The sequence below is a fragment of the Cupriavidus sp. H18C2 genome (assembly GCF_049393795.1).
GTDB classification, from domain to species: Bacteria; Pseudomonadota; Gammaproteobacteria; order Burkholderiales; family Burkholderiaceae; genus Cupriavidus; species Cupriavidus pauculus_C.
This window is the reverse complement of the sequence record NZ_CP186011.1, coordinates 647611-669545: the sequence shown is the minus strand read 5'-3', so window position 1 is coordinate 669545 and position 21935 is coordinate 647611. Positions and strand designations below refer to the sequence as shown.

21 protein-coding genes are annotated in these 21935 nt (G+C 69.1%); 12 read left to right on the top strand and 9 right to left on the bottom strand.

The annotated features are described in order from the left end of the window. Positions 1-33 precede the first annotated feature (33 nt). Both EPAKOI_RS19525 and EPAKOI_RS19520 read left to right on the top strand, forming a co-directional pair. Positions 34-1833, top strand: a complete 1800-nt coding sequence (locus EPAKOI_RS19525; protein WP_423194351.1) for a glycosyltransferase family 39 protein — start codon at positions 34-36, stop codon at positions 1831-1833. 95 nt (positions 1834-1928) lie between these two features. Beyond that, positions 1929-2831 carry a LysR family transcriptional regulator gene (locus EPAKOI_RS19520; protein WP_124686615.1) on the top strand — a complete coding sequence of 301 codons (903 nt, stop codon included), beginning with the start codon at positions 1929-1931 and terminating at the stop codon, positions 2829-2831. Between the two features lie 9 nt (positions 2832-2840). On the opposite strand, the gene EPAKOI_RS19515 is transcribed toward EPAKOI_RS19520, so the two are convergent. The 3 genes from EPAKOI_RS19515 to EPAKOI_RS19505 all read right to left on the bottom strand — a co-directional run bounded on the left by EPAKOI_RS19515 (position 2841) and on the right by EPAKOI_RS19505 (position 6010). Further along, on the bottom strand, positions 2841-3752 hold the full coding sequence (locus EPAKOI_RS19515) for a flagellar brake domain-containing protein (protein ID WP_423194350.1): 912 nt from the start codon (positions 3750-3752) through the stop codon (positions 2841-2843). A gap of 39 nt (positions 3753-3791) precedes the next feature. Next, a complete protein-coding gene (locus EPAKOI_RS19510; RefSeq protein ID WP_423194349.1) occupies positions 3792-5471 on the bottom strand; it encodes a phage integrase family protein in 1680 nt (559 codons plus the stop codon). 83 nt (positions 5472-5554) lie between these two features. Continuing rightward, entirely contained in the window at positions 5555-6010 is a 456-nt protein-coding gene (locus EPAKOI_RS19505) for a universal stress protein (protein WP_124686617.1), read from the bottom strand. A gap of 207 nt (positions 6011-6217) precedes the next feature. Here EPAKOI_RS19505 and EPAKOI_RS19500 point away from each other — a divergent pair, with 207 nt between their 5' ends. Next, positions 6218-7825 (top strand): L,D-transpeptidase family protein, encoded by a 1608-nt coding sequence (locus tag EPAKOI_RS19500; protein WP_423194348.1) that lies wholly within the window; start codon positions 6218-6220, stop codon positions 7823-7825. Positions 7826-7850: 25 nt separating this feature from the next. Continuing rightward, entirely contained in the window at positions 7851-8417 is a 567-nt protein-coding gene (locus tag EPAKOI_RS19495; protein ID WP_313836695.1) for a YcbK family protein, read from the top strand. Here the strand turns inward: EPAKOI_RS19495 and EPAKOI_RS19490 are convergent. Then, complete coding sequence (locus tag EPAKOI_RS19490) at positions 8414-9805, bottom strand: PLP-dependent aminotransferase family protein (RefSeq protein WP_423194347.1); 1392 nt, start codon at positions 9803-9805, stop codon at positions 8414-8416. The genes EPAKOI_RS19495 and EPAKOI_RS19490 overlap by 4 nt on opposite strands. A 122-nt stretch (positions 9806-9927) precedes the next feature. Between EPAKOI_RS19490 and EPAKOI_RS19485 the strand changes: the two genes are divergently transcribed. The 3 genes from EPAKOI_RS19485 to EPAKOI_RS19475 all read left to right on the top strand — a co-directional run bounded on the left by EPAKOI_RS19485 (position 9928) and on the right by EPAKOI_RS19475 (position 13180). Further along, on the top strand, positions 9928-11214 hold the full coding sequence (locus EPAKOI_RS19485; RefSeq protein ID WP_124686621.1) for a hydroxymethylglutaryl-CoA reductase, degradative: 1287 nt from the start codon (positions 9928-9930) through the stop codon (positions 11212-11214). A 78-nt stretch (positions 11215-11292) separates the two neighbouring features. Next, positions 11293-11772 carry a hypothetical protein gene (locus tag EPAKOI_RS19480; protein WP_124686622.1) on the top strand — a complete coding sequence of 160 codons (480 nt, stop codon included), beginning with the start codon at positions 11293-11295 and terminating at the stop codon, positions 11770-11772. Positions 11773-11791: 19 nt separating this feature from the next. Then, complete coding sequence (locus EPAKOI_RS19475) at positions 11792-13180, top strand: tripartite tricarboxylate transporter permease (protein ID WP_172966188.1); 1389 nt, start codon at positions 11792-11794, stop codon at positions 13178-13180. Positions 13181-13198: 18 nt separating this feature from the next. Here EPAKOI_RS19475 and EPAKOI_RS19470 read toward each other — a convergent pair whose 3' ends face one another. The 3 genes from EPAKOI_RS19470 to EPAKOI_RS19460 form a co-directional block, all read right to left on the bottom strand. Then, a complete protein-coding gene (locus tag EPAKOI_RS19470) occupies positions 13199-13615 on the bottom strand; it encodes a type II toxin-antitoxin system VapC family toxin (RefSeq protein ID WP_124686623.1) in 417 nt (138 codons plus the stop codon). Beyond that, positions 13615-13851 (bottom strand): antitoxin, encoded by a 237-nt coding sequence (locus EPAKOI_RS19465; RefSeq protein ID WP_423194346.1) that lies wholly within the window; start codon positions 13849-13851, stop codon positions 13615-13617. The genes EPAKOI_RS19470 and EPAKOI_RS19465 overlap by 1 nt, the downstream gene beginning before the upstream one ends. Before the next feature lie 122 nt (positions 13852-13973). Beyond that, positions 13974-14915 (bottom strand): GlxA family transcriptional regulator, encoded by a 942-nt coding sequence (locus tag EPAKOI_RS19460; protein ID WP_423194345.1) that lies wholly within the window; start codon positions 14913-14915, stop codon positions 13974-13976. Positions 14916-15041: 126 nt separating this feature from the next. Here EPAKOI_RS19460 and EPAKOI_RS19455 point away from each other — a divergent pair, with 126 nt between their 5' ends. Beyond that, positions 15042-15842, top strand: a complete 801-nt coding sequence (locus tag EPAKOI_RS19455; protein WP_124686626.1) for an SDR family NAD(P)-dependent oxidoreductase — start codon at positions 15042-15044, stop codon at positions 15840-15842. On the opposite strand, the gene argH is transcribed toward EPAKOI_RS19455, so the two are convergent. Beyond that, positions 15827-17332 carry an argininosuccinate lyase gene (argH, locus tag EPAKOI_RS19450; protein WP_423194344.1) on the bottom strand — a complete coding sequence of 502 codons (1506 nt, stop codon included), beginning with the start codon at positions 17330-17332 and terminating at the stop codon, positions 15827-15829. The two genes, EPAKOI_RS19455 and argH, sit on opposite strands and share 16 nt — an antisense overlap. Before the next feature lie 151 nt (positions 17333-17483). On the opposite strand from argH, the gene EPAKOI_RS19445 reads away from it, so the two are divergent. After that, positions 17484-18083, top strand: a complete 600-nt coding sequence (locus EPAKOI_RS19445; RefSeq protein ID WP_423194343.1) for a histidine phosphatase family protein — start codon at positions 17484-17486, stop codon at positions 18081-18083. A 2-nt stretch (positions 18084-18085) separates the two neighbouring features. On the opposite strand, the gene EPAKOI_RS19440 is transcribed toward EPAKOI_RS19445, so the two are convergent. Further along, the gene (locus tag EPAKOI_RS19440; RefSeq protein WP_124686628.1) at positions 18086-19081 is read right to left on the bottom strand and encodes a LacI family DNA-binding transcriptional regulator; all 996 of its coding nucleotides are present in this window, start codon (positions 19079-19081) and stop codon (positions 18086-18088) included. A gap of 271 nt (positions 19082-19352) precedes the next feature. Here EPAKOI_RS19440 and EPAKOI_RS19435 point away from each other — a divergent pair, with 271 nt between their 5' ends. From EPAKOI_RS19435 to EPAKOI_RS19425, 3 genes are all read left to right on the top strand, one after another. Further along, positions 19353-20519, top strand: coding sequence for an L-talarate/galactarate dehydratase (locus tag EPAKOI_RS19435; protein ID WP_124686629.1), 1167 nt, complete (start codon positions 19353-19355; stop codon positions 20517-20519). 64 nt (positions 20520-20583) lie between these two features. After that, a complete protein-coding gene (locus EPAKOI_RS19430; protein ID WP_313837079.1) occupies positions 20584-21540 on the top strand; it encodes a tripartite tricarboxylate transporter substrate binding protein in 957 nt (318 codons plus the stop codon). A gap of 200 nt (positions 21541-21740) precedes the next feature. Next, positions 21741-21926 carry a hypothetical protein gene (locus tag EPAKOI_RS19425; RefSeq protein ID WP_124686631.1) on the top strand — a complete coding sequence of 62 codons (186 nt, stop codon included), beginning with the start codon at positions 21741-21743 and terminating at the stop codon, positions 21924-21926. The last annotated feature ends 9 nt before the right edge of the window (positions 21927-21935 follow it).

Below are 21935 nucleotides of genomic sequence, written 5' to 3'. Positions count from 1 at the left end.
GCCGATCCACCGCCTGACGCAGAGACGATCTCCATGCCTCACCACAAGCCCCGGCCCCCACACCTCCGGCCGGCCGGCGTACCGCTGTATGGCCAGGGATCGATCGCCCCCCATCTGTCCGGCGCAGGCTGGGCCGCCCTGTGGGTTGCCGCCGCCCTGCTGCTCTGGTTCGGTACGCTGGGCCTGGGTCACCTGCTCGGGCCCGACGAAGGCCGCTACGCGGAAATCTCGCGCGAGATGCTGTCCACCGGTGACTGGGTCACCATCCGCTACAACGACCTCAAGTACTTCGAGAAACCGCCCTTCCACATGTGGGCGACGGCCGTGGTCTACGCGCTGTTCGGCATCGGCGAGTGGCAGGCCCGGCTGACGGTGGCACTGGCCGGCCTGCTCGGCATGGCGATGACGATGCTGGCCACGTGGCGATGGTTTGGCCTGCGGGCCGCCGCCTTTGCCGGGCTGGCGCTGCTGGCCGCACCCATCTGGAGCATCGCCGCCCACTACAACACGCTCGACATGACGCTGGCCGGCGTCATGTCCTGCGTGCTGGCCTGCATGCTGATGGCCCAGCACCCGGACGCCGCGCCCGCCGCGCGCCGCAGGTGGATGCTGGCCTGCTGGGCCGCGATGGGCGTGGCGATCCTGACCAAGGGGCTGGTCGGCATCGTCCTGCCGGGGCTGGTGTTGCTGGTCTACATGGCCGTGACGCGCGACTGGCGGCTGTGGCGGCGCCTGCATCCCGTGCTGGGCGCGCTGGTCATGCTGGCCGTCACCGTGCCGTGGTTCTATCTGGTGGCCAGCCGCAACGCGGAATTCCTCCATTTCTTCTTTATCCACGAGCACTGGCAGCGCTACACGACCAACCTGCACGCCCGGAGCGGCCCCCTCGCCTACTTCGTGCCGATCCTGGTCGGCGGCTTCCTGCCCTGGATCGGCCTGTGGCCACGGATCTGGGCGGCCGTGCCCCGCACGGACGGGCGCCAGCCGCCCGCGTTCCGGCCGGCACTGATGGCCGGCCTCTGGGCCGCATCGATCTTCGTGTTCTTCAGCCTGTCCCATTCCAAGCTGCCCGGCTATATCGTGCCGGTCGTCCCGGCGCTCGGCCTGCTGGCCGGCGTGGCGCTCGACAAGCTCGACCCCGCCGCCTGGCGCAGGCAACTGCGGATCATGGCGGCGATTGCCGGCTGCGGGCTGCTGGCCGCGCCGTTCGTGGCGACGCTGCATGCCAACCACACGCCCAACGCGGTCTGGCGCGTCTACGCCGTGTGGGTCGCCGCGGCCTTCCTGATCATGCTGGTGTCGATCGCCATCGCCGGCGTGCTGGCGCGCCGCGGCGTGCTGCGCAGCGTGGCGGTGTACGCGATGGGCATGTACCTGGGCTTCAGCACGGCGCTGGTCGGCTATCAGGCTGTCGCAGGCCCCGTATCGGGCGCAACGCTAGCCAACGAAATCAAACGCGTGCTGACACCCCAGATGCGGCTATACGGCGTCGAAATGCTTGACCACACGCTGCCGTTCTACGTCGGCCATCCGCTGACGATGGTCGGCGCGGCGGACGAGCTGGCGTTCGGCACCGACATCGAGCCAGGCCGCGCCGTTCCCACCCTTGCCGCGTTCGAAAAGCGCTGGGCCGGCCCCGAGGCGGCGATGGCCGTCATGTCGCCGGAGACCTACCTGCAGCTCTCGCCGCTGATGCATACCTATGTGGTCTACCGCGACTGGTACCGCGTCGTGGTCAGCAACACCCCGCTGCCGGCCGCGCTGGCGGGCCACCGGAGCGCCCCCGGCCCCGTCGATTCCCGCGAGATCCGGCTCGGCATGCGGCATCCGTAGCGGGGCATTCAGGCGTCCGACAGCCGTCGGCGGGCGGTCTTACATTTGCGGGCAGAGCCGTGTATAAGTCGGTCTGGCTTGATTCCCGCGCAACAATGAAGACGACGATCGACGAACTGCTGGCCTTTGTGGCCGTCGTGGACACCGGCTCGATAACGGCGGCGGCCGATCACCTGTCGCTGACCGTATCCGCCACCAGCCGCACGCTGAGCCGGCTGGAGGAAAAGCTGCAGACCACGCTGCTGCGCCGGACCACGCGGCGGCTGGAGTTGACCGAGGAGGGCGCCGCCTTCCTGGAACAGGCACGCGCCATCCTGGCGATGGTGGACGCGGCCGAGGAGCAGATGGCCGCCCGCCGCCTGCGCCCGGTGGGCCGCCTGCGCGTCGACGCCGCCACGCCATTCATGCTCCATGTCATCGTGCCGCTCGTGGAAGGCTTCCGCGCGCGCTACCCCGACGTCGAACTCGAACTCAATTCGAACGAAGGCATCATCGACCTGCTGGAAAAACGCACCGATGTGGCGTTCCGGATCGGCACGCTCAAGGATTCGACGCTGCATGCCCGCCCCATCGGCACCAGCCGTATCCGCGTGCTGGCCAGCCCCGACTACCTGAAGCGGCACGGCACGCCGACAAAGGTCGAGCAACTGTCCGGCCATGCGCTGCTGGGCTTCACGCAGCCCGAATCGCTGAACGACTGGCCGCTGCGCGCCGCCGACGGGGGCATCGTCCACATCAAGCCGACCATTGCCTCATCGAGCGGCGAGACGCTGCGCAGCCTGGCGCTGGCCGGCCAGGGCATTGTCTGCCTGTCCGATTTCATGACGCGCGACGACCGCCAGTCCGGCCGGCTGGTGCCGCTCTTTGCCCGCCAGACGCTCGATGTCCGCCAGCCGATCCACGCGGTCTACTACCGCAACACCGCCCTGGCCTCGCGCATTACCTGCTTTGTCGACTACGTGGTCGCCACGCTGGGCCGCCGGCCGTTCGAGGACTAGCCGGCGCGCCTAGTCGGGCGACTTCACGCCGGGCCGCATCGTGGCGCTTTCCAGCAACTGTTCGTGGACGAACGCGTACAGCACCAGCGATTCGCGCTCGCCGTAGGCATCGAAGGCCACGCCGACGTTGTGGAATGGCTCGGTCGCGTCGGCGTCGGGGTCCTGCCGTGTCCACCCTTCGACGGACAGCTTCTGCTTCAGCCCCGCCGCGCGCAGCGTGAATTCCAGCCGCACCGGCTGCCCAGGCGTTTCAAACTGCGGCGACGCCGTGGAAATCGACGCCCCGCCCGTGCTCAGGTCGGTGATCAGTACCGTCTGCGGCCGGGCCTGTTCCCCGGACAGCACCAGCGACCCCACCAGCCGCACCGGTACGCGGATGCTGCCGCGCATCTCGCGCGCCTCGATATGCCGGATATCGTCAAGCATCCAGTACGGGAACGGCATGCGCGACGTGGCCTGGACGCGCGCCGAGAAGCTGTGGATGTTGGTGCCCGAGAACCCGCGGAACAGCACCACTTCGCCATCGGCGATCTCGGCCGCCACGCCGGCAAGGCTGGGCCAGCCGATGAACGCGGCGCCGTCGTTGAAGCCGATCAGCCGGCTGACGGCCGCGCGCGCCGCGTCGGTGGGCCGCTTGACGTGCAGCAGCGTGCCGACCAGCAGGCCATACCGGTCGTGCCAGGCGGTGCTCGGCATGTCGGCCCGCAGCGGCGCCTCGCCATCGGCCCAGAAACAGCGGCCGCCGTGCAGCGCCAGTTCCCGCTCCTCGGCGGCGTGGAACACCGTGCCTTCGTCCGCGACCGGAAAGCCCAGTTCATCGACCAGCGTCGCCTTCAGCGGTTGGCCCAGTTCGATCTCTTCAGCCTGCACTTCCCTGCGCATGGTCAGCCCTTTGTTGTGGTGGGCGGGTCGATCCGCCACGGTGATTCGTGTTTCCGGCCCAGACCATCGCCGGGACGCTCAGCCGCCGAAGGCATCTTCCATCTGCCGGGCGCGCTTGACACTGTCGCCATGCAGGTAGAGCGAGGTCGTCGATACCGACGCATGGCGCAGGTTGTCGCGCACCGTGGTCAGCTCCGCGCCGCGTGCCAGCGCGTGCGTGGCGTGGGTATGGCGCAGCCAGTGCGGGCTGGCCTGGCGCAGTTTCTCCGCCGTGGCCGGGCGCTCGGCCTCCAGCGTGTCGGCGGCGGTCGAGAAGAACCGCTTGATGATCATCCACAATCGCGCGCCTGTAATCCCCCCACTTTCGTCGGGGCCCAGGCTGCCGACAATTGGCGTGGCGGGGTCCCAATGGGCGCGGGCCACCGGCAGGCCGCGTTCGACCAGGTAGCGGTCCAGCGCGTTGCGCGCCAGCGGCGGCAGCGCCACCCGGCCCGCCTTGGCGCCCTTGCCCACCAGATGCAGCCAGTGGTCGCCATGCAGGTCGGTTTCCACGTTGCGCAGCGTGGCGCCGACCAGTTCGCTGGCGCGCAGGCCCGTGGCATAGGTGAAATCGAGGATGAAACGCAGCCGCTGGGCCGCCGGCGCCTCCCAGCCGTACGACCATTCCAGGCCGTCGGCGATGCTGCGCGTGAGCATCCATTCCCCTTCGGAGAACGCATGCGAGACGTCCAGCGCCGCCGTCTTGGCCCCGCCGCGTACCTTCAGCCCCGCAAACGGATTGGCCAGCACGTAGCGCTGCTGCACCAGCCAGCGGAACAGCGCGCCCAGCACCTGCAGCGTGTAGGCGGCCGAGCGCGGCGATAACGCATCGGTAAACGGCTTCCAGTCCGGCGCGCTGCGCGGCCGGGCCGGGCCCACCCAGCGGTCGCGCGGCCGGGGCTGGCGCAGGAAATTGCGGTAGGCGGTGGCGTCCTCGGTCGTCAGCGACGACAGCGGCCGGCCTTTCTCGATGATCGCCCACAGGATCAGGCGCTCGGCCTCCTTGCGGTAGGCGCGCTGCGTCGACGGGGATTCATGGAGCGCTAGCCACGCCTGCACCGCCGCGTAATCGTTGTCGGCGTTGAGCGAGCAGGTGTCGCGCGGCGCGCGGAACTGGCCCAGCGAACCGTCCACTTCATGCGGCAGATGGCCCATCTGCTCCCACGGCACGATCATCGCGCGGGGCTGCGCCGCGACCAGCGCCCGGGCGCGGGCGGTCAGCTCGGGCCATTCGGCAAAGAACGCCTCGATCCGCCGCGCACCGCTGACGCCCAGGCCGGGAATCGTTGCCCACCACTGGCGGCGGCGCGGGATGCGGACGGTCAGGTCGGCCAGCGTGTGGATGTCGTGCGCCCGCAGCGCGGCCACCGACGCCGGCGCCAGCCACATGCCGATGTCATCGGCAATCTGCGGCGCGGGCGGCGGCATGTTGCGCAGCGTCTCGATGGCCTGGTCCGCCGCCCTGCCCCGCTGCGGCCGTTCGGCGGCCGGGAATTCGAACAGGGCGGCCAGGTCCTCGCGCCGGCGGTAGCGGGCGTAGGCCGCCAACTGCCGCCGGATGCGGCCGAGGATGCCGCGCGACGACTGGCCGTGCGCGCGGTCGGCATCGAGATACTGGGTGACGGCGGCCCGCGTCGACATCCCGGCGTGCCACGCGCGCAGCGTGGCCAGGGAATCGGCGTCGGGAAAGGCGGAAAGAGGGGTCTGGGGGGCTGTCATCGGCGGGAGTCTAGCACCGGCGTCCTCGCATTTATCGCAATGGCTTGCGGTGCTACCCAAACCTTCCCGCCGCAGTTTGCCGGTCAGTGGACCGACTCGCCCCGGATCAGCAGCACCGGCTTGGCCGACTTCGAAATCACGCCTTCGGAAACGCTGCCCATGATCACGCGCCGCATGCCGCGCCGGCCGTGGGTGCCCATCACGATCAGGTCGGCCTGCCATTGGTCGGCGTGGCTGACGATGGTCCCCGAGATGTTGCCCGGCGACACCGGCTTTTCGGCCAGCGCGGTCAGGCAGCGCACCCCGGCGTTCTCGAAGCGCCGCGACGCGGCCGCCAGCGCCTTCTGCCCCACGTGGACCATGCCGTTGACGATTTCGGTGGGATCGATATAGGCGTGCTCGAAGAACAGTTCGCTGTCATCCACCACGAACAGCACCTTGACTTCGGCCTGCAGTTGCTTGGCCAGGCCCACGGCCTGCGCGATGGCCAGTTCGGAGGACGGGCCGCCATCCACCGCCACGAGAATCCGCTCGTACATCGATGCACCTCTTGCGTCTGCGTTGTCGTTGCTACCAAGCATAGTTCCCGCGAAGCCGTGCAAATTGACCTGAATCAAGCGTGACGCAATCGTAGAAACTTTATTTCCAGATGTTCAAAGGGGTGGATCGATCACGATGATCGGATAGGATAGGCAGACGCCGAACGCAATCGACCTCATACGATGACTGTTGCCGCTGTTGCATGCATGACCCGGAAGTTCACGCCGGCCGCACTGCCCACGCGGGTCCGCCGGTCCCTCAATCAGGTGTTCGCCAGCGCCGGCACGGCATGGCTGCTCTGCAGCGCCACCGCCGCCCTGGCCCAGCCCCCGCAGGACCTGCTCTGGTTTGCCGAAGGCCGGCCCTCGCCGGCCGCGCAGGCCGCAATCAAGGCGCTGAGCGATTCGCCAGCTGACGGCCTCGATCCGCGCGACTACGACGCCGAGGGCCTGCAACGCACGCTTGGCGAGCTGGTCGGCGCCCCGGCCGCGTCACCCGAAGCCGCGCAGCGCTTCGACACCGCGCTGACTCGTGCGATGACGCGCTACCTGGCCGACCTCCATCGCGGCCGCGTGGATCCACGCAAGGTCCACGCGAATTTCTCGGCCAGCAACCTGCCACCGTTCGATCCCGAGGCCTACCTGCGCAACGCGATGACCGCCAACCGGCTGGCCGACGCGCTGCGCGAGGCCGCCCCGTCGTTCCCGCTCTACGGCACGCTGCGCACCGCGCTGGCCAGGTACCGCAAGCTGGCGGCCGAGCCGTACTGGAAGGCGCCGCTGCCCGCACCGGCCGGCGGCAAGCTGACGCCGGGCCAGCCCTACGCCGCCCTGTCCCAGCTTGCGCAACGGCTGGAAGCGCTGGGCGATCTGGCGCCCGGCACCGCCGTGCCGCAGCGCTACGAAGGCGCGCTCGTCGATGGCGTCAAGGCGTTCCAGAAGCGCCATGCGCTGGATACCGACGGCGTGATCGGCGCCGGCACGCTGGCGCAGCTCAATGTGTCGCCAGCCGCCCGCGTGGCGCAGATCGGCCTGACGATGGAGCGCCTGCGCTGGACGCCGCTGGCCGAGGGCCCGCGCATGATCGTGGTCAACGTGCCCGAATTCGTGCTGCGCGCCTACGACTATTCCGAGGGCAAGCTCGACATCAAGCTGGAGATGAAGGTCATCGTCGGCAAGGCGCTGGACACCCGCACGCCGTTGTTCAAGGAGGACATGCGCTACATCGAGTTCAGTCCGTACTGGAACGTGCCGTCGTCGATCGCGCGCAAGGAGGTCATTCCGAAGGCGCAGCGCGACCCCGGCTATTTCTCGCGGCAGGGCTTCGAGTTCGTCTACGGCACGCAGGCCAACGCCACGCTGAGCCAGGCGAACATCGACGCGGTGCTGAACGGGCAGGCGCGCATCCGCCAGCGCCCCGGCCCGCTGAACGCGCTGGGCGACATCAAGTTCATCTTCCCGAACAACCAGGCCATCTACCTGCACCACACGCCCACGCCGCAGTTGTTCAAGCGCGAGCGGCGAGACTTCAGCCACGGCTGCATCCGCGTGGAGGCGCCGGTGGCGCTGGCCCAGTTCGCGCTTCAGGGGATGCCCGAATGGACCGAGCCGCGCATCCGTGAGGCAATGACGGCTGGCAAATCGAAGACCGTCGCGCTACAGCAGCCCGTGCCCGTGGTGCTGGCGTACGGCACCGCCGTCGCGCGCGCCGATGGACGGGTATACTTCGTGCCTGACATTTACGGACAGGACAAGTTGCTGGACCAGGCGCTGCGGCAGCGCGCGGGCGCCAGGCCTGCCGTACGGCCTTCCTGAACGCCGCACCGTTGTAAAAGTTTCCATGTCCGATTCCAGCACCTCCCAGCGTCGCCGTTTCTTTCACCGTGCCGGCGCCATCGCGCTAGGCGCGGGCCTGTCGACGCTGGCACCGCGTGCCGCGCTGGCAGCGCTGGGCCCCGATGCCCGCTCGCTTTCCTTCGAACACACCCACACCGGCGAGCACCTGTCGCTGGTCTACGCGATGGGCGACCAGGTGCTGCCGCAGGCGCAGACGTCGCTCAATCGCTTCCTGCGCGACCACTATTCGGGCACGGTCGGCGAGATCGATCCGAAGCTGTTCGCCCTGCTGTTCAGCCTGCGCCGCGAGGTGGGCAGCAACGCGCCATTCCAGGTGATCTCCGGCTACCGCTGCCCGCTGACCAACGACCGCCTGCGCAAGACGCGCGGCGGCGGCGTGGCCCGGCGCAGCCTGCACATGGACGGCATGGCCATCGACATCCGGCTGCCCGGCGTGCCGCTGGCAGACCTGCGCGACGCCGCGCAGTCGCTGCAGGTGGGCGGCGTGGGCTTCTACCAGTCCGACAACTTCCTCCACGTCGACACCGGCCGCGTACGCCGCTGGGGCTAACGCCGCTCCAGCACCTTGAGCAGGGCCGCCTCGAAGCGCGGGTCCTGCAGCGCCCCGACGTTGTAGCGCGACCACGGCTGCGGCGAGTCCGCATCCACGCGGAACACGCGGCCGGGCGCGATCATCACCTTCTCCTGCAGCAGTTGCTCGGCCAGCGCCAGCGTGTCCGGCACGCCCGGCAGCGCGGCCCAGATGTACAGCGACTGCTCGGGCCGCACCAGCACCTCGGCGCCCAGCCGGTCGAACAGGGCCAGCGCACGGCTCGTGGCCTCGGCCAGCCGCGCGCGCAGCCGCGTGATGTAGCGCTGGTAGTGGCCCTCGCTCAGGATCACGTCGACGGTCCGCTCGCAATATTCCGAACTGCTCACGTGGATCAGCGCCTTCAGGTCGGCCAGATCGCTGGCCAGGTCTGCCCCGCAGGCGATAAAGCCCACCCGCAGCGCCGCCGAGCATGACTTCGAAAAACTGCCGATATAGAGCGTCCGGTCGAGCTGGTCCAGCGCGGACAGCCGCGGCAGCGTGGCCGGCTTGAAATCGGCCAGCGGGTCGTTTTCCACCACCTGGATGTTGTATTTCTGGGCCAGTTGCAGCACCCGGAATGCCTTGGCCGCCGACAGGTCCGAGCCCGTCGGGTTGTGACCCACCGACTGCGTGAAGAACAGCCGCGGCCGTTCGCGGATCAGGATCTGCTCGAATGCCTCCAGGTCCGGCCCATCGGCCAGCCGCGGCACGCCGACGATTCGCACACCCGCCAGCTTGAGCTTGCCGAACAGCGGGTAGTAGCCCGGATCGTCCACCAGCGCCGTCTCGCCCGGCTGCAGGAAGTAGCGGACGACCAGGTCCAGGGCGTCGTTGGCGCCGTGCGTCAGCACGATCTGCCGGGCTTCGGCGCCGATGCCCAGGTCGCCCAGCTTGCGCACCAGATGGTCGCGCAGCGGCGCGTAGCCGAACCGGTTGCCATAGCGGAACAGCGCACCCAGCCCGGTGCGCACGACCTTGTGGTGGTACTTGTCCAGCCGCGCCTCGGACAGCCATTCGACCGGCGGAAAGCCGTCGCCCACCGCCAGCACGTCGGGCCGGCTCTTGAGCTGCTCGCGCATCAGCCAGACGATGTCCATCGCCCGGTTCAGCGAGCCGGCATCCTCATCCGGCTTCGGCCGGGCCGGCTGGGACGTCACGAAGTAGCCCGCACCGCGCCGGGGCTCCACCAGCCCCCGCCCCACCAGGATTTCGAACGCGGCGACGATCGTATTTTTGCTATGGCCCTGCAACTGGGCCAGCTCGCGCAGGGACGGCAGTTTCTCGCCGCTGCGGTAGGCACCGTCCAGGATCTGGCGCTCCAGCATATCGGCCAGCGAGACGGAAATCGGCGTGGATTTTGGGCTCATAGGGGTACAGACCATCACAAAGGGAGGACGAGGTGGGCGCGACTGTCCCGCCAAACTGTACCTTTCGATACTGGTACAGCGTCCCTAAACTGTCTCCATCTTATACACATATGGAGACCTCGATGGCAACCGATTCCGCGCTTCCGAACTTTCGCGCGCTCACTCCGGCCCAGCGGCTCGAACACGTCGCCGCCGTGACCGGGCTGACCGCGGACGAGGCGCGCCTGATTGCCGAGCCCGGCGCGCTCGGCACGGATCGGGCCAACGGGATGATCGAGAACGTGGTTGGCACGTTCGACCTGCCACTCGGCATCGCCGGCTACTTCCAGGTCAACGGCCGCGACTACGTGGTGCCGATGGTGGTCGAGGAGCCCTCGGTCGTTGCCGCGGCATCGTTCATGGCCAAGCTGGCGCGCCAGGACGGCGGCTTCCAGGCATCGAGCTCCGGCCCGCTGATGCGGGCGCAGGTCCAGGTGCTGGGCATTGCCGACCCGTTCGGCGCGCGCCAGGCACTGTTGCGCCAGCGCGACGAAATCGTCGCCCTGGCCAACAGCCGCGACAAGGTGCTGATCGGCCTGGGCGGCGGCTGCCGGGACATCGAGGTCCATGTGTTCCCCGACACGCCGCGCGGCCCGATGATCGTGATGCACCTGATCGTCGACGTGCGCGACGCCATGGGCGCCAACACCGTCAACACGATGGCCGAGGCCGTGTCGCCGACGGTGGAACGCATTACCGGCGGATCGGTAAGATTGCGCATCCTGTCGAATCTGGCGGATCTGCGACTGGCCCGGGCGCGCGTGCGGCTGACCGCCGACACGCTGGCCACGCGCGAGCGCAGCGGGGCCGAGATCATCGAGGGCGTGATCGATGCCTACACGTTCGCGGCCATCGACCCGTACCGGGCGGCCACGCACAACAAGGGCATCATGAACGGCATCGACCCGGTCATCGTGGCCACCGGCAACGACTGGCGCGCCGTGGAAGCCGGCGCGCACGCCTATGCCTGCCGCGGCGGCCGCTACACGTCGCTCACGCATTGGGAGAAGGACAACACCGGCGCGCTGGTGGGCACGATCGAGATGCCCATGCCGGTGGGGCTGGTTGGCGGGGCCACGAAGACGCACCCGCTGGCCCGGCTGGCGCTGAAGATTCTCGACGTGGATTCCGCGCAGACGCTGGGCGAGGTTGCCGTGGCGGTGGGGCTGGCCCAGAATCTGGGCGCCCTGCGCGCGCTGGCCACGGAGGGCATCCAGCGCGGCCATATGGCGCTGCACGCGCGGAACATCGCGCTGGTGGCCGGCGCGGTGGGCGAAGAAGTCGACCGCGTGGCGCGCCGCATGGCCGAGGAACACGATGTACGCACCGATCGCGCGGTGGCGCTGCTCCAGGAGCTGCGCAGCCGCTAGTCAGCAGTTCATCCTTGAAGAAAGAGCTGGCCAGGCGTGCAAGGGCATGCCCAGGCCAGCCGATATCGGAGACAAATCATGCATCCACACGAGAATGCATCGGAACGCCGCCTGGTGGAGGTCTGGGGCGACACGGCCGATACGACGCACCTGGCGTGGTCCATCGCCATCGGCGCCGCGGTCAGCCTGACCTGCTACTGGGCCGCGAGCCGGCTGCTGGCCGCCGTGGTGGATTCGCCCGAGCTGGCGCGCGCCTACGCCATGCTGGCCGGCCTGTTCGGCTGCCTGGTAGCCGGCCTGATCTGCGCCATGCTGTTCAAGCCCAAACGCATCGTCGTAGAGAACGAGACCGGCCAGACTGCGGCCCGCCTGGACGCGCTGCGCAAGCTGGCCGAAGACGCCGGCGGCATCGGCCCGATTCACGCGCTGCCGCCCGTGGTGGTGGCCGAACTGCGCGAGCTGCAACTGCTGGAACTGTTTCATTCGCCAGAACATCCCGGTGCCGCACCGGCCAGCGCCCCCGTGGCGCAGGCACTGGCGCAGCGGCAAGCGGTTTGAAGTCCCGGGGAGACCATTCATGATCGAATCCACACTGTTCTCGCATATTCTTGTCGCCGCCGGCATGGGGCTGGCCGGCGCCATCGTCTTTGCCGCCATCGGACTGATTTCCGGCACCGATGAAACCACCACGCTGGCGCCGCTGACGCTGCTGGTGGTGCTGCTGGGCGTGCCGCCCGAGGGCGTGTTCACGTTCTTCCTGGCCGGCGCCGTGGCCAAGCACATGACCCACGCCATTCCCACCGCGCTGCTGGGCATTCCCGGCGACACCATGGCCACGCCGCTGCTGCAGGACGCCAACCACCTGCGCAACCTGGGCGTGCCGCATATCGCGCTGCGCAAGATGATCTCGGGCGCCATCATCGCGGCCTTCGTGGCCGTGCCGCTGGCCGTGCTGTTCGCCGTGCTGCTGGCACCGTTCGGGCCGACCATCACCAAGGCGGCGCCGTGGATCTTCGTGGCGGCGGCCGTGATCATCGCCTACAGCTCGGCGGGCCGCTGGGCGTCGGTGGCCGCGCTGCTGCCGTTCGTGGTGGTGATCGTCGCGCTGCAGACGCTGACGGCCAAGTTCGGCGTCAAGCTCAGCATCAGCTACTTCCTGGGCATCGCCATCGGGCCGCTGATCGCAGACCTGTTCTCGTCGATCTCGCCCGTGGAACGCCCGCGCATGCGGCGCGACAAGGTGCGCACGTTCTCGCTGGCGCCCGACGTCAAGGGCTGGGCGGGCTATTTCCCGAACCCGCTGCGCGTGCTGGACCGCAGCCAGGTCAAGTGGACGCTCGGCACCGCCGTCATCTCCAGCGCCACGTTCGTGTTCAGCCCCGTGGCGATGACCGTGGTGCTGGGCGAACTGGTCGGCTCGCGCGTGCGCCACGCCTACCATCGGCTGACCACGGTGCTGAGCGCCCGCAACGGCGTGACCGAGGCCACCTACATCGCCGAGGCGCTGATCCCGCTGATCGCCTTCGGCCTGCCGCTGAGCCCGGTGGCCGCCGGCCCGGCCGCGCCGCTGTTCAACGCGCCGCCGGTCTACACGGTCGACGCCGGCGGCGGCCAGACCCACAACCTCCACAACCTGCTGAACCACTGGGAGTTCCTGGGCTACGGCATGCTCGCCGTGGTGCTCGCGGCGCTGGTGTCCTACCCGTTCGCGATGAACCACGCGCGCCGCGCAGCCCTGTTCGTGGCCCGCAAGATCTCCCACGAGGCGATCATCGCCACGTTTGTCGGCCTGATCCTCGTGATCAGCGTCTGGGAAGGCAACTTCCTGGGCCTGCTGGTGATCCTGACAATGGGCCTGCTCGGCGGCCTGCTGTCGCGCACCATCGGCTTCAACACCGGCGTGCAGTTCATGGGCTACTACACGGCCGTGCTGACGGTGCCGGCGGTACTGAAGCTGGTGGGGTAAGGCCGGGTTGCCCCGCGGCTAGTGTTCGCGCGGGGCGGGCTGGGTCCAGTCTTCGATCTGGATGCCCGGATACGACGCAAAATCGCTCACATTGTTGGTGACGACGACTGCGCCCACGGACCGGGCGTGCGCGGCAATCAGCTTGTCGAGCGCGTCGGACTTTCGATGGCGCGTGGCCTTGCGGATGGCGCCATAGGCGTGGGCGGCGGCAGGCGTCAGCGGCAGCACCGGCACGCGTGCGACGAGCGCGTCCAGTGCGTGCCGGGCATGCTCCGGGGCGCTGGAAACCGATACACCGTATTCGAGTTCCGCAAGCGTAATCACCGATAGCACGACCTCACCCTCAAAGCATTCCGCCAGCCGCGCCGCAACCTGCGGCGGCTGCCGCTTCATCAGGTAGATGCAGATATTGGTATCCAGCATGTAGGTTGGCATCAGAGCGGATCCCTTTCCGACTGGGACTGCTCCTCACGGCCCTCGGCCATGAAGTCGGCCGGAAAACTGGCGAAGACATCCAGCAGTCCGGTGAGACGCCTGCGGGCCGGGCGGATGCGCAATTCATCGCCCACCCGCTCGATCTCGAAGGGAATATCGGTATCCGGATAGGCAAGATCGGCGGGAATCCGAATGGCCTGCGAATTGCCGTTTCGGAAGAGTTTCGTGCGGTGCATGGCGGCCTCTGAACAGGTAACGAAACCAGTATACGCCGCCGACGCCAGATGTACATACCGTGTGTACATCTGGCTCACATGCATGCTTGGCGTCACATTTCCGAACCATGCCTGGGAATTCGTCAGCTTCTTGCCTCCCGCCGCACCGCCTGCGGCGGCATGCCGAAGCCGCGCAGGAAGGCCTCGCGCATGTGGCGGCGGTCGCGGAAGCCGGTTTCGCGGGCCACTACGTCCAGCGGGTGGCGGCTTTGTTCGATCATCAGGCGGGCGGCTTCCAGGCGCAGGCTTTCGATGGCCTTGGCTGGTGACTGGCCGGTCTCGGCCGTGAATACGCGGCTGAACTGGCGCGGGCTCAGGTGGACGGCGGTGGCCAGGTCTTCCACGGTCAGCGCGCGATGCAGGTTCTTGCGCGCGTAGGCGAGCGCGCTCTGGATGCGGTCGGATTTCGGCGCCAGGTCCAGCAGTTCGGAATGCTGCGACTGCCCGCCCGCGCGGCGCTGGTACATCACCAACTTGTGGGCCACGGACCGCGCGGCGTCGGCGCCGAGGTCCTTTTCCACCATCGCCAGCGCCAGGTCAAAGCCGGCCGTCATGCCCGCCGACGTCCAGATTGGTCCGTCGACGATATGGATGCGGTCGTCCTCCACGCGGATCCCCGGATGGGCGCGCTGCATCTCGCGCGAGAAGAACCAGTGGGTGGTGGCGCGGCGGCCGTCGAGCAGCCCGGCTTCCGCCAGCACGAACGCGCCGGTGCAGATCGACGCCACGCGCCGCGCCCGGGGCGCCGCCTTGCGCATGAAATCGAGCACCGGGGCCGGCGCGGGGGCGGCAATCGGATCGCCCACGCCCGCGACGATCCAGGTGTCCACGGTCACGCGCGCCGTTGCCGGCCGCGCCTCGACCATCACACCGAGCGACGACCGCACCGGGCCGCCCGGCACCGCATAGACGTCGATCCGGTAGAACGGCTCGCCCGCTACCAGGTTCGCGTACTCGAAAACCGCCTGGGCGCCCAGCGTCATCATCTGGAAGCCGTCCGTCAACAGAAACCCCACCCGGTGCATTCCCGCCCCTCGCCATGTCCGATGTCCTGAAAACGGACTATATACGTCATTTCGGCCAGGACCAACCTTCCCTACCATGCTTCCCATGGATGCCTCGCATCCCCCACCACCCGAATGGAGAAGCTCATGTCCCCGCACCCCTACCTTGGCACCGCCCTCGTCACCGGCGCATCGTCCGGCATTGGCGCGATCTACGCAGACCGGCTGGCCCGGCGCGGCCACGACCTCGTGCTGGTCGCCCGCAGCCGCGACAAGCTTGACGCGCTGGCGCGGCGCATCACCGACGAAACCGGCCGCGCGGTCGAGGTGTTTCCGGCCGACCTGGGCGACCGCGCGTCGCTGGCCACCGTCGAAGACAAGCTGCGTACCGATGCCAGCATCACGCTGCTGGTCAACAACGCCGGCATCGGCACCCATACGCCACTGCTGGACAGCGACGTCGACCAGATGACCAGGATGATCGAGCTGAACGTGACCGCGCTGACGCGGCTCAGCTACGCCGCCGTGCCCGGCTTCGTGGCGCGCGGCCAGGGCACCATCGTCAACATCTCGTCGATCGTGTCCATCGCGCCGGAGATCCTGAACGGCGTCTACGGCGGCAGCAAGGCGTTCGTCACGGCGTTCAGCCAGTCGCTGCACCATGAGCTGGCGGCCAAGGGCGTGCGCGTGCAGGCCGTGCTGCCCGGCGCCACGGCCACCGATTTCTGGGAAACGGGCGGCCTGCCGGTCGAGCACCTGGACCAGGCCATCGTCATGCCGGCGGCGGACCTTGTCGACGCCGCGCTGGTCGGACTGGACCGCGGCGAGCTGATCACGATCCCGTCGCTCCACGCGGTGGAGCACTGGCAAGCCTACGAAGCCGCGCGCGGGGCGATGGCCGCGGTGCTGTCGCAGAACACGCCGGCGGCGCGCTACGCCAGGGACTGAAGCCGCTCCACCGCGCGCCGCAGCGCGGCCCGGCTGGCGTCGACGGCGACACGCAGCGCGTCGATGGCCTGCCGGTCGCGCGCCAGTTCGTCGAGCTGGTCGGCCACCTGCTGCCGCACCAGCGCCGGGGCCGGGCCGCCGGCCGACTGCCGCGCCGCCACGCCCTGCACGGGATCGAGACAGCGCGCCACGACCTCTGCATCGACGTCCAGCGCCCGGCCCGTGTGCGCGGCGGCGGCCCGGTTCACCATGCCGCTGTCGATCTCGCTGGCCGGCAGGTGGCGGTCGAGCGCCTCGCGCACCACGGCGCCGACCACGTGGTGCGCCTCGCGGAACGACATGCCGGCGTCGCGCACCAGCATGTCCGCCAGATCAGTGGCCGACGAGAAATCGCAGCGGGCCCGGTCCAGCATGTTCGCGCGACGCGGCGTGGCGGTCTGCAGCACCAGCTTCAGCAGGCTCGTGCAGCGCAGCGCCTCGTCGGTAGCCTCCCAGAAGCCGCGCATGCTTTCGCGGTTGCCGTCGCCGGAATGCGTGAAATGGCTGCCCTTGAGCGCCGCCAGCGACGCCGTGAGCATGCCGATCATGTGGCCACCCTTGCCCTTCAGGTACTCCAGCACCACCGGGTTTTTCTTCTGCGGCATGATGCTCGACGTGCCAGCCACGCTGTCCGGAAAGTCGATCAGCCCGAACTCCGGCGTGGCCCAGACGTAGAGGTCCTGCGCCACGCGGCCCCAGGTGACCGTGGCGATGGCCATGGCCGACAGGATCTCCCAGGCGAAGTCGCGCGACGCCACCGCATCGAGCGCGTTCGGCGCATAGGTGCCAAAGCCCAGCCAGCGGGCGGTGGCCGCGCGGTCGATCGGAAACGCGGTGCCGGCCAGCGCGCCGGCGCCCAGCGGGCAGGCGTCCAGCCGGTCCAGCGCCTGGCGCAGCCGCGCGATGTCGCGCCCCAGCGCCTGCGCCACGCCGCACAGGTAGTAGCCATACGTGATCGGCTGCGCGGCCTGCAGGTGCGTGTAGCCGGGCATCACGGCCTCGGCGTGGGCATCGGCCTGCCGCAGCACCACGTCGCGCGTGTCGGCCAGCGCGGCCAGCAGCGCCAGCACGGTGTCGCGGGCGCGCAGGCGGTCATGCGTGGCCAGGATGTCGTTGCGGCTGCGCGCCACATGCAGGCGGCCGCCCGCGTCGGCGCCGGCCATCGCCATCAGGTGCGCTTCGTAGTTGAAATAGGCGTCCTCGCGCTCGGGGTCCAGCGGCACCGCGTCGGGGCCGTCCTGCTCGATCCGCAGCAGCGCCCGCGCCAGCGTGGCGGCCACGTCCGTCGGCACCAGTCCGGCGCCATGCAGCATGACCAGGTGCGCCGCGTTGATTTCGGTGAGATAGCGAAAGCCGGGGGCGAACTCGCGCGCCAGGCGCGGCAGGTAGATATGCGCGCAAACCTCGGGGGCGGTGGCTTGCGTCAGGCGGCGGCTGACCTTCGATTCCATGCAACTCTCCTCGTTGATGGCGCCGAGTATGGGAATCGCACGGTCATACCGTCAAATCACAGTTTGCACGGGGGTCATACGGTTTTGTTATGCGCCTGGCCGTGGTCTATCGTGAAGGACGTCCACCCCGGACGCCCCGCCGGAGCCCGCCGTGCCCACTCGCCGCCGCCTGCTTGCCCTCCCCGCCGCCCTCTGGACGGCCACCCTGCCGGCGCTCCTGCCGCCCCGCGCGCACGCGGCAACATCGCCCGTCGACCTGACCCGCCCGAACGTCGTGGTCGTGCTGCGCCATGCCCGCGCGCCGGGGGTGGGCGATCCCGCCGGTTTCCGGCTCGACGACTGCGCGACGCAGCGCAACCTCTCCGCGGGCGGGCGCGAGCAGGCGCGCAAGCTGGGCGAGCGATGGAAGGCGGCCGGATTCCGGCCCACGCAGGTGCTCACCAGCGCCTGGTGCCGCTGCCAGGACACGGCGCGGCTGATCGGCCTGGGGCCGGTGCGCGTGGAACCGATGCTGAATTCGTTCTTCGGGTCGGACGCCGCCGCGCGCGATGCGCAGATCAAGCGGCTGTCGCGCTATATCGACCAGCTCGACCCGCGCGGCGGGCCGTACCTGCTGGTCACGCACCAGGTGGTGGTCACGGCACTGACCGGCCATGATGCCGACAGCGGCGGCGGCGTGACGATCGAACTGCCGGTGGCGGGACAGGCGCGGCGCGTGACTGTGCTGCCCGCGCCCGAAGTGGCCGACTAGCGTCAGGTGGAGCCGCGCTCGACGATGCGGAAGCCGACGTCGACCACCGGCTGCGCCACGGTCTCGCCGCGGCAGCGCGCCAGCAGCAGCCCGGCCGCCAGCGTGCCCATGCCCGCCCCATCGACCTGCACGGACGTCAGCGACGGCACCATGTGCGCGGCAAAATCGGCGTCGCCAAAGCCGCAGACGGCCAGATCCTCGGGCACGCGCAGGCCGCGCGCCCGCGCTTCCTCGATCACGCCCTGGGCCAGCTGGTCCGAGCTGCAGAAGATGGCCTCGATGCGCGGGTCCTGCGCCAGCAGGTCGCCCAGCGCCTGCCGCCCGAGCCCCAGGCTGCTGGGCGCCGGCACGCGCGCCACGGGCACGTCGTGGCCCAGTGTCGAGACAAAGCCTTCGCGCCGCACGGCGGCCCGCTGGTCGTCGCCGGTGGCGATGCCAAAGCGCCGCCAGCCCTTCGACAGGAAATAGCCCGCCACGGCGCTGCCGACCTTCAGGTGCGAGAACCCCACGGCCATGTCCACGGGCCGGTCGCTCAGGTCCCAGGTCTCCACCACGGGAATGCCAGACCGCCGCAGCCGGTCGCGCGAGGCCTGCGCGTGGACCAGCCCGGTGACGACGATGCCGTCCGGGCGGCGGCTGATCATCGTGCCCAGCAGCGCCTCCTCGCGCGCGTGGTCGTAGCCGGTCTGGCCCAGGATCAACTGGTAGCCGGCCGCGTCCAGCGCATCGGTCAGCGCCTTGACCGTCGGGATGAACTGCGCCACCGCGATATTGGGCACCAGCGCGGCCACGGTCATGGTGCGGCGCGACTTCAGGCCGCCGGCCAGCAGGTTCGGGATATAGCCGGTGGCCTCCACCGCCTGGCGCACGCGGGCGATGGTCTTGTCGGAAACCAGGCCCGGGTTGCTCAGCGCGCGCGAGGCTGTAATCAGTGACACGCCGGCCTCGCGGGCGACGTCGTGCAGCGTGACAGACTTGCTGCCGGATGAATCGGACATAAGGGGTTTGCGGTGCGGGTAAACGACTACGCCAGGTGCGGCCCGCCCCGATTGACCGAGGCGGATGACAACGTTAGCATTCTTTCCATTCGCTGTCCGGGCAACGTGTTGCCGGTGACGCGAAAGCAGCTTCGGGCCGTCGCCAGTCAATGCATGGCCCCGGATGATAGCAATGCCCGTGCGGCCGCTTTCGGCCGTTTTTTGACAACGATGTCATACGATGTCTGAAGTCTGGAACCCGGTTCCGACGCTTTACAGGATGCGCCCGCCCATGACCGCCCCGTCTGTCTCGCCCGCTTCGCAACGCCCGTCCGCCGCCGACGCCATCACGTCGATCCGGCTGTCGTCCTGCTACCTGCCGCTGGCCACGCCGATCAGCGACGCCAAGGTGCTGACCGGGCGCCAGAAGCCGATGACCGAAGTGGCCATCCTGTTCGCGGAAATCCGCACCGCCAGCGGCCACGAGGGGCTGGGCTTCAGCTATTCCAAGCGCGCCGGCGGCCCGGGCCAGTTCGCCCACGCCCAGGAGATCGCCCCTACCCTGCTGGGCGAAGACCCGAGCGACATCGGCAAGCTCTGGGACAAGCTGTGCTGGGCCGGCGCGTCGGTAGGCCGCAGCGGCCTGTCGACGCAGGCCATCGGCGCGTTCGACGTGGCGCTGTGGGACCTGAAGGCCAGGCGCGCGGGGCTGTCGCTGGCCAAGCTGCTGGGCGCCCACCGTGACGCCGTGCGCTGCTACAACACGTCCGGCGGCTTCCTGCACACGCCGCTGGACCAGTTGCTGGTCAACGCGGCCGCGTCGGTGGAGCGCGGCATCGGCGGCATCAAGCTCAAGGTCGGCCAGCCCGACGGCAAGCTCGACATCCAGCGCGTGTCGGCCGTGCGCGAGAAGCTGGGCGATGCGGTGCCGATCATGGTCGACGCCAACCAGCAGTGGGACCGCCCCACCGCGCAGCGCATGTGCCGCACGTTCGAATCGTTCAACCTGGTCTGGATCGAGGAACCGCTGGACGCCTACGACCACGAGGGCCACGCCGCGCTGGCGCAGCAGTTCGATACGCCGATCGCCACCGGCGAGATGCTGACCAGCGCCGCCGAGCACTGGGACCTGATCCGCCACCGCGCGGCCGACTACCTGATGCCCGACGCGCCGCGCGTGGGCGGCATCACGCCGTTCCTGAAGGTCTGCGCGCTGGCCGAGCATGCCGGGCTGATGATCGCGCCGCACTTTGCGATGGAGCTGCACGTCCATCTGGCCGCCGCCTATCCGCGCGAGCCGTGGGTCGAGCATTTCGACTGGCTGGAGCCGCTGTTCAACGAGCGGCTGGACATCGCCAACGGCCGGATCATCGTCCCCACCCGCCCCGGCCTGGGGCTGACCATCAGCGACCAGGCCCGCGCCTGGACGCGCGAGCAGGCCGAATTCGGCACGCGCTGACCCGCGCTGCCGGCCACACGCACAACACACGTACAACACACGCACAACGAAGGAGACAACGATGATGAAGAAAGCGCTGGTATCGCTGCTGCTGGGCGCCACGATGGCCGCCGCCCACGCGGCCTGGCCCGAAAAACCCGTGACGATGATCGTGCCGTTCCCGCCGGGCGGCTCCACCGACAACATCGCGCGCATCCTGAGCGCCAAGTTCCAGCAGACGTTTGGCGGCAGCTTTGTGGTGGACAACCGCCCCGGCGCGGCCGGCATGATCGGCGCGGCGGCAGCCAGGCGCGCGCCGGCCGACGGCTACACGCTGTTCGTGTCGTCGCTGGGCCCGTTCGTGATCGGCCCGCACCTGACCAAGAACGCGGGCTACGACCCGACCAAGGATTTCGACTACATCAGCGTGGCCGTGCAGGCGCCGAACGTGCTGGCCGTGCCGGCCGCATCGCCGCACAAGTCGCTGCAGGACGTGATCGCGTTCGAGAAGGCCAACCCGAACAAGATGTCGTTCGCGTCGGCCGGCAACGGCACCAGCGACCACCTGACCGCCGAGCTGTTCTGGCAGCAGACCGGCACCACCGGCGTGCACGTGCCGTACAAGGGCGGCGCGCCAGCGCTGAACGACCTGCTGGGCGGCCAGGTGGATGCCACGTTCATGAACATCAACACCGCCGTGCCGCACCTGAAGGCCGGCAAGCTGCGCGCGCTGGCCATCACCAGCACCAAGCGCTCGCCGATCCTGCCCGACGTGCCGACCATGGAGGAACTGGGCTACAAGGGCGTGACGGTCTACTCGTGGCAGGCCATCGCCGCGCCCAAGGGCCTGCCGGCGGATATCAAGGCCAAGCTCCACAATGCCGTGGTGGCCGCGATGAACGACCCGGCCAACAAGCCCAAGCTGCTGGAACTTGGCTTCGAGGTCGTCGCCAACACGCCGGAGCAGTTCACGGCGTTCCAGGCGTCCGAGTTCGCGCGCTGGAAGAAGGTCATCCAGACCGGCAACATCACGGCCGACTGATCCGCCGTCGTCCCCCTCCTACCACGCCTGCGGGGCGCCTTCATGGCGCCCCGTTTTATTTCGGTGATGTCGCCACAGATTTACATTCGGTTTCACGAAGCGGCGATTGCGTCACTGGCCTGTCACGTTCCCTCCTTAGCCTTGCGGGGCTTCCGGCCATCTGCCGGAGCAAGACAACCCCTCCAGTCGAAGGAATCCCCATGCCATCCCTGCTGCGCCCTGCCCGGGTGCTGCTGGCCGTCTGCCTGACGGTCGCGGCACTGTCCGCCTGCGGCGGCAACGACGACGCCCCGGCACCGTCGAATCCGACCAACCCCGGCAACCCGTCGAACCCCTCGGACCCGTCCACCCCGTCCCAGCCCGTCGAGAAGCGCTGCGCGCCCTGATCGCCTGCC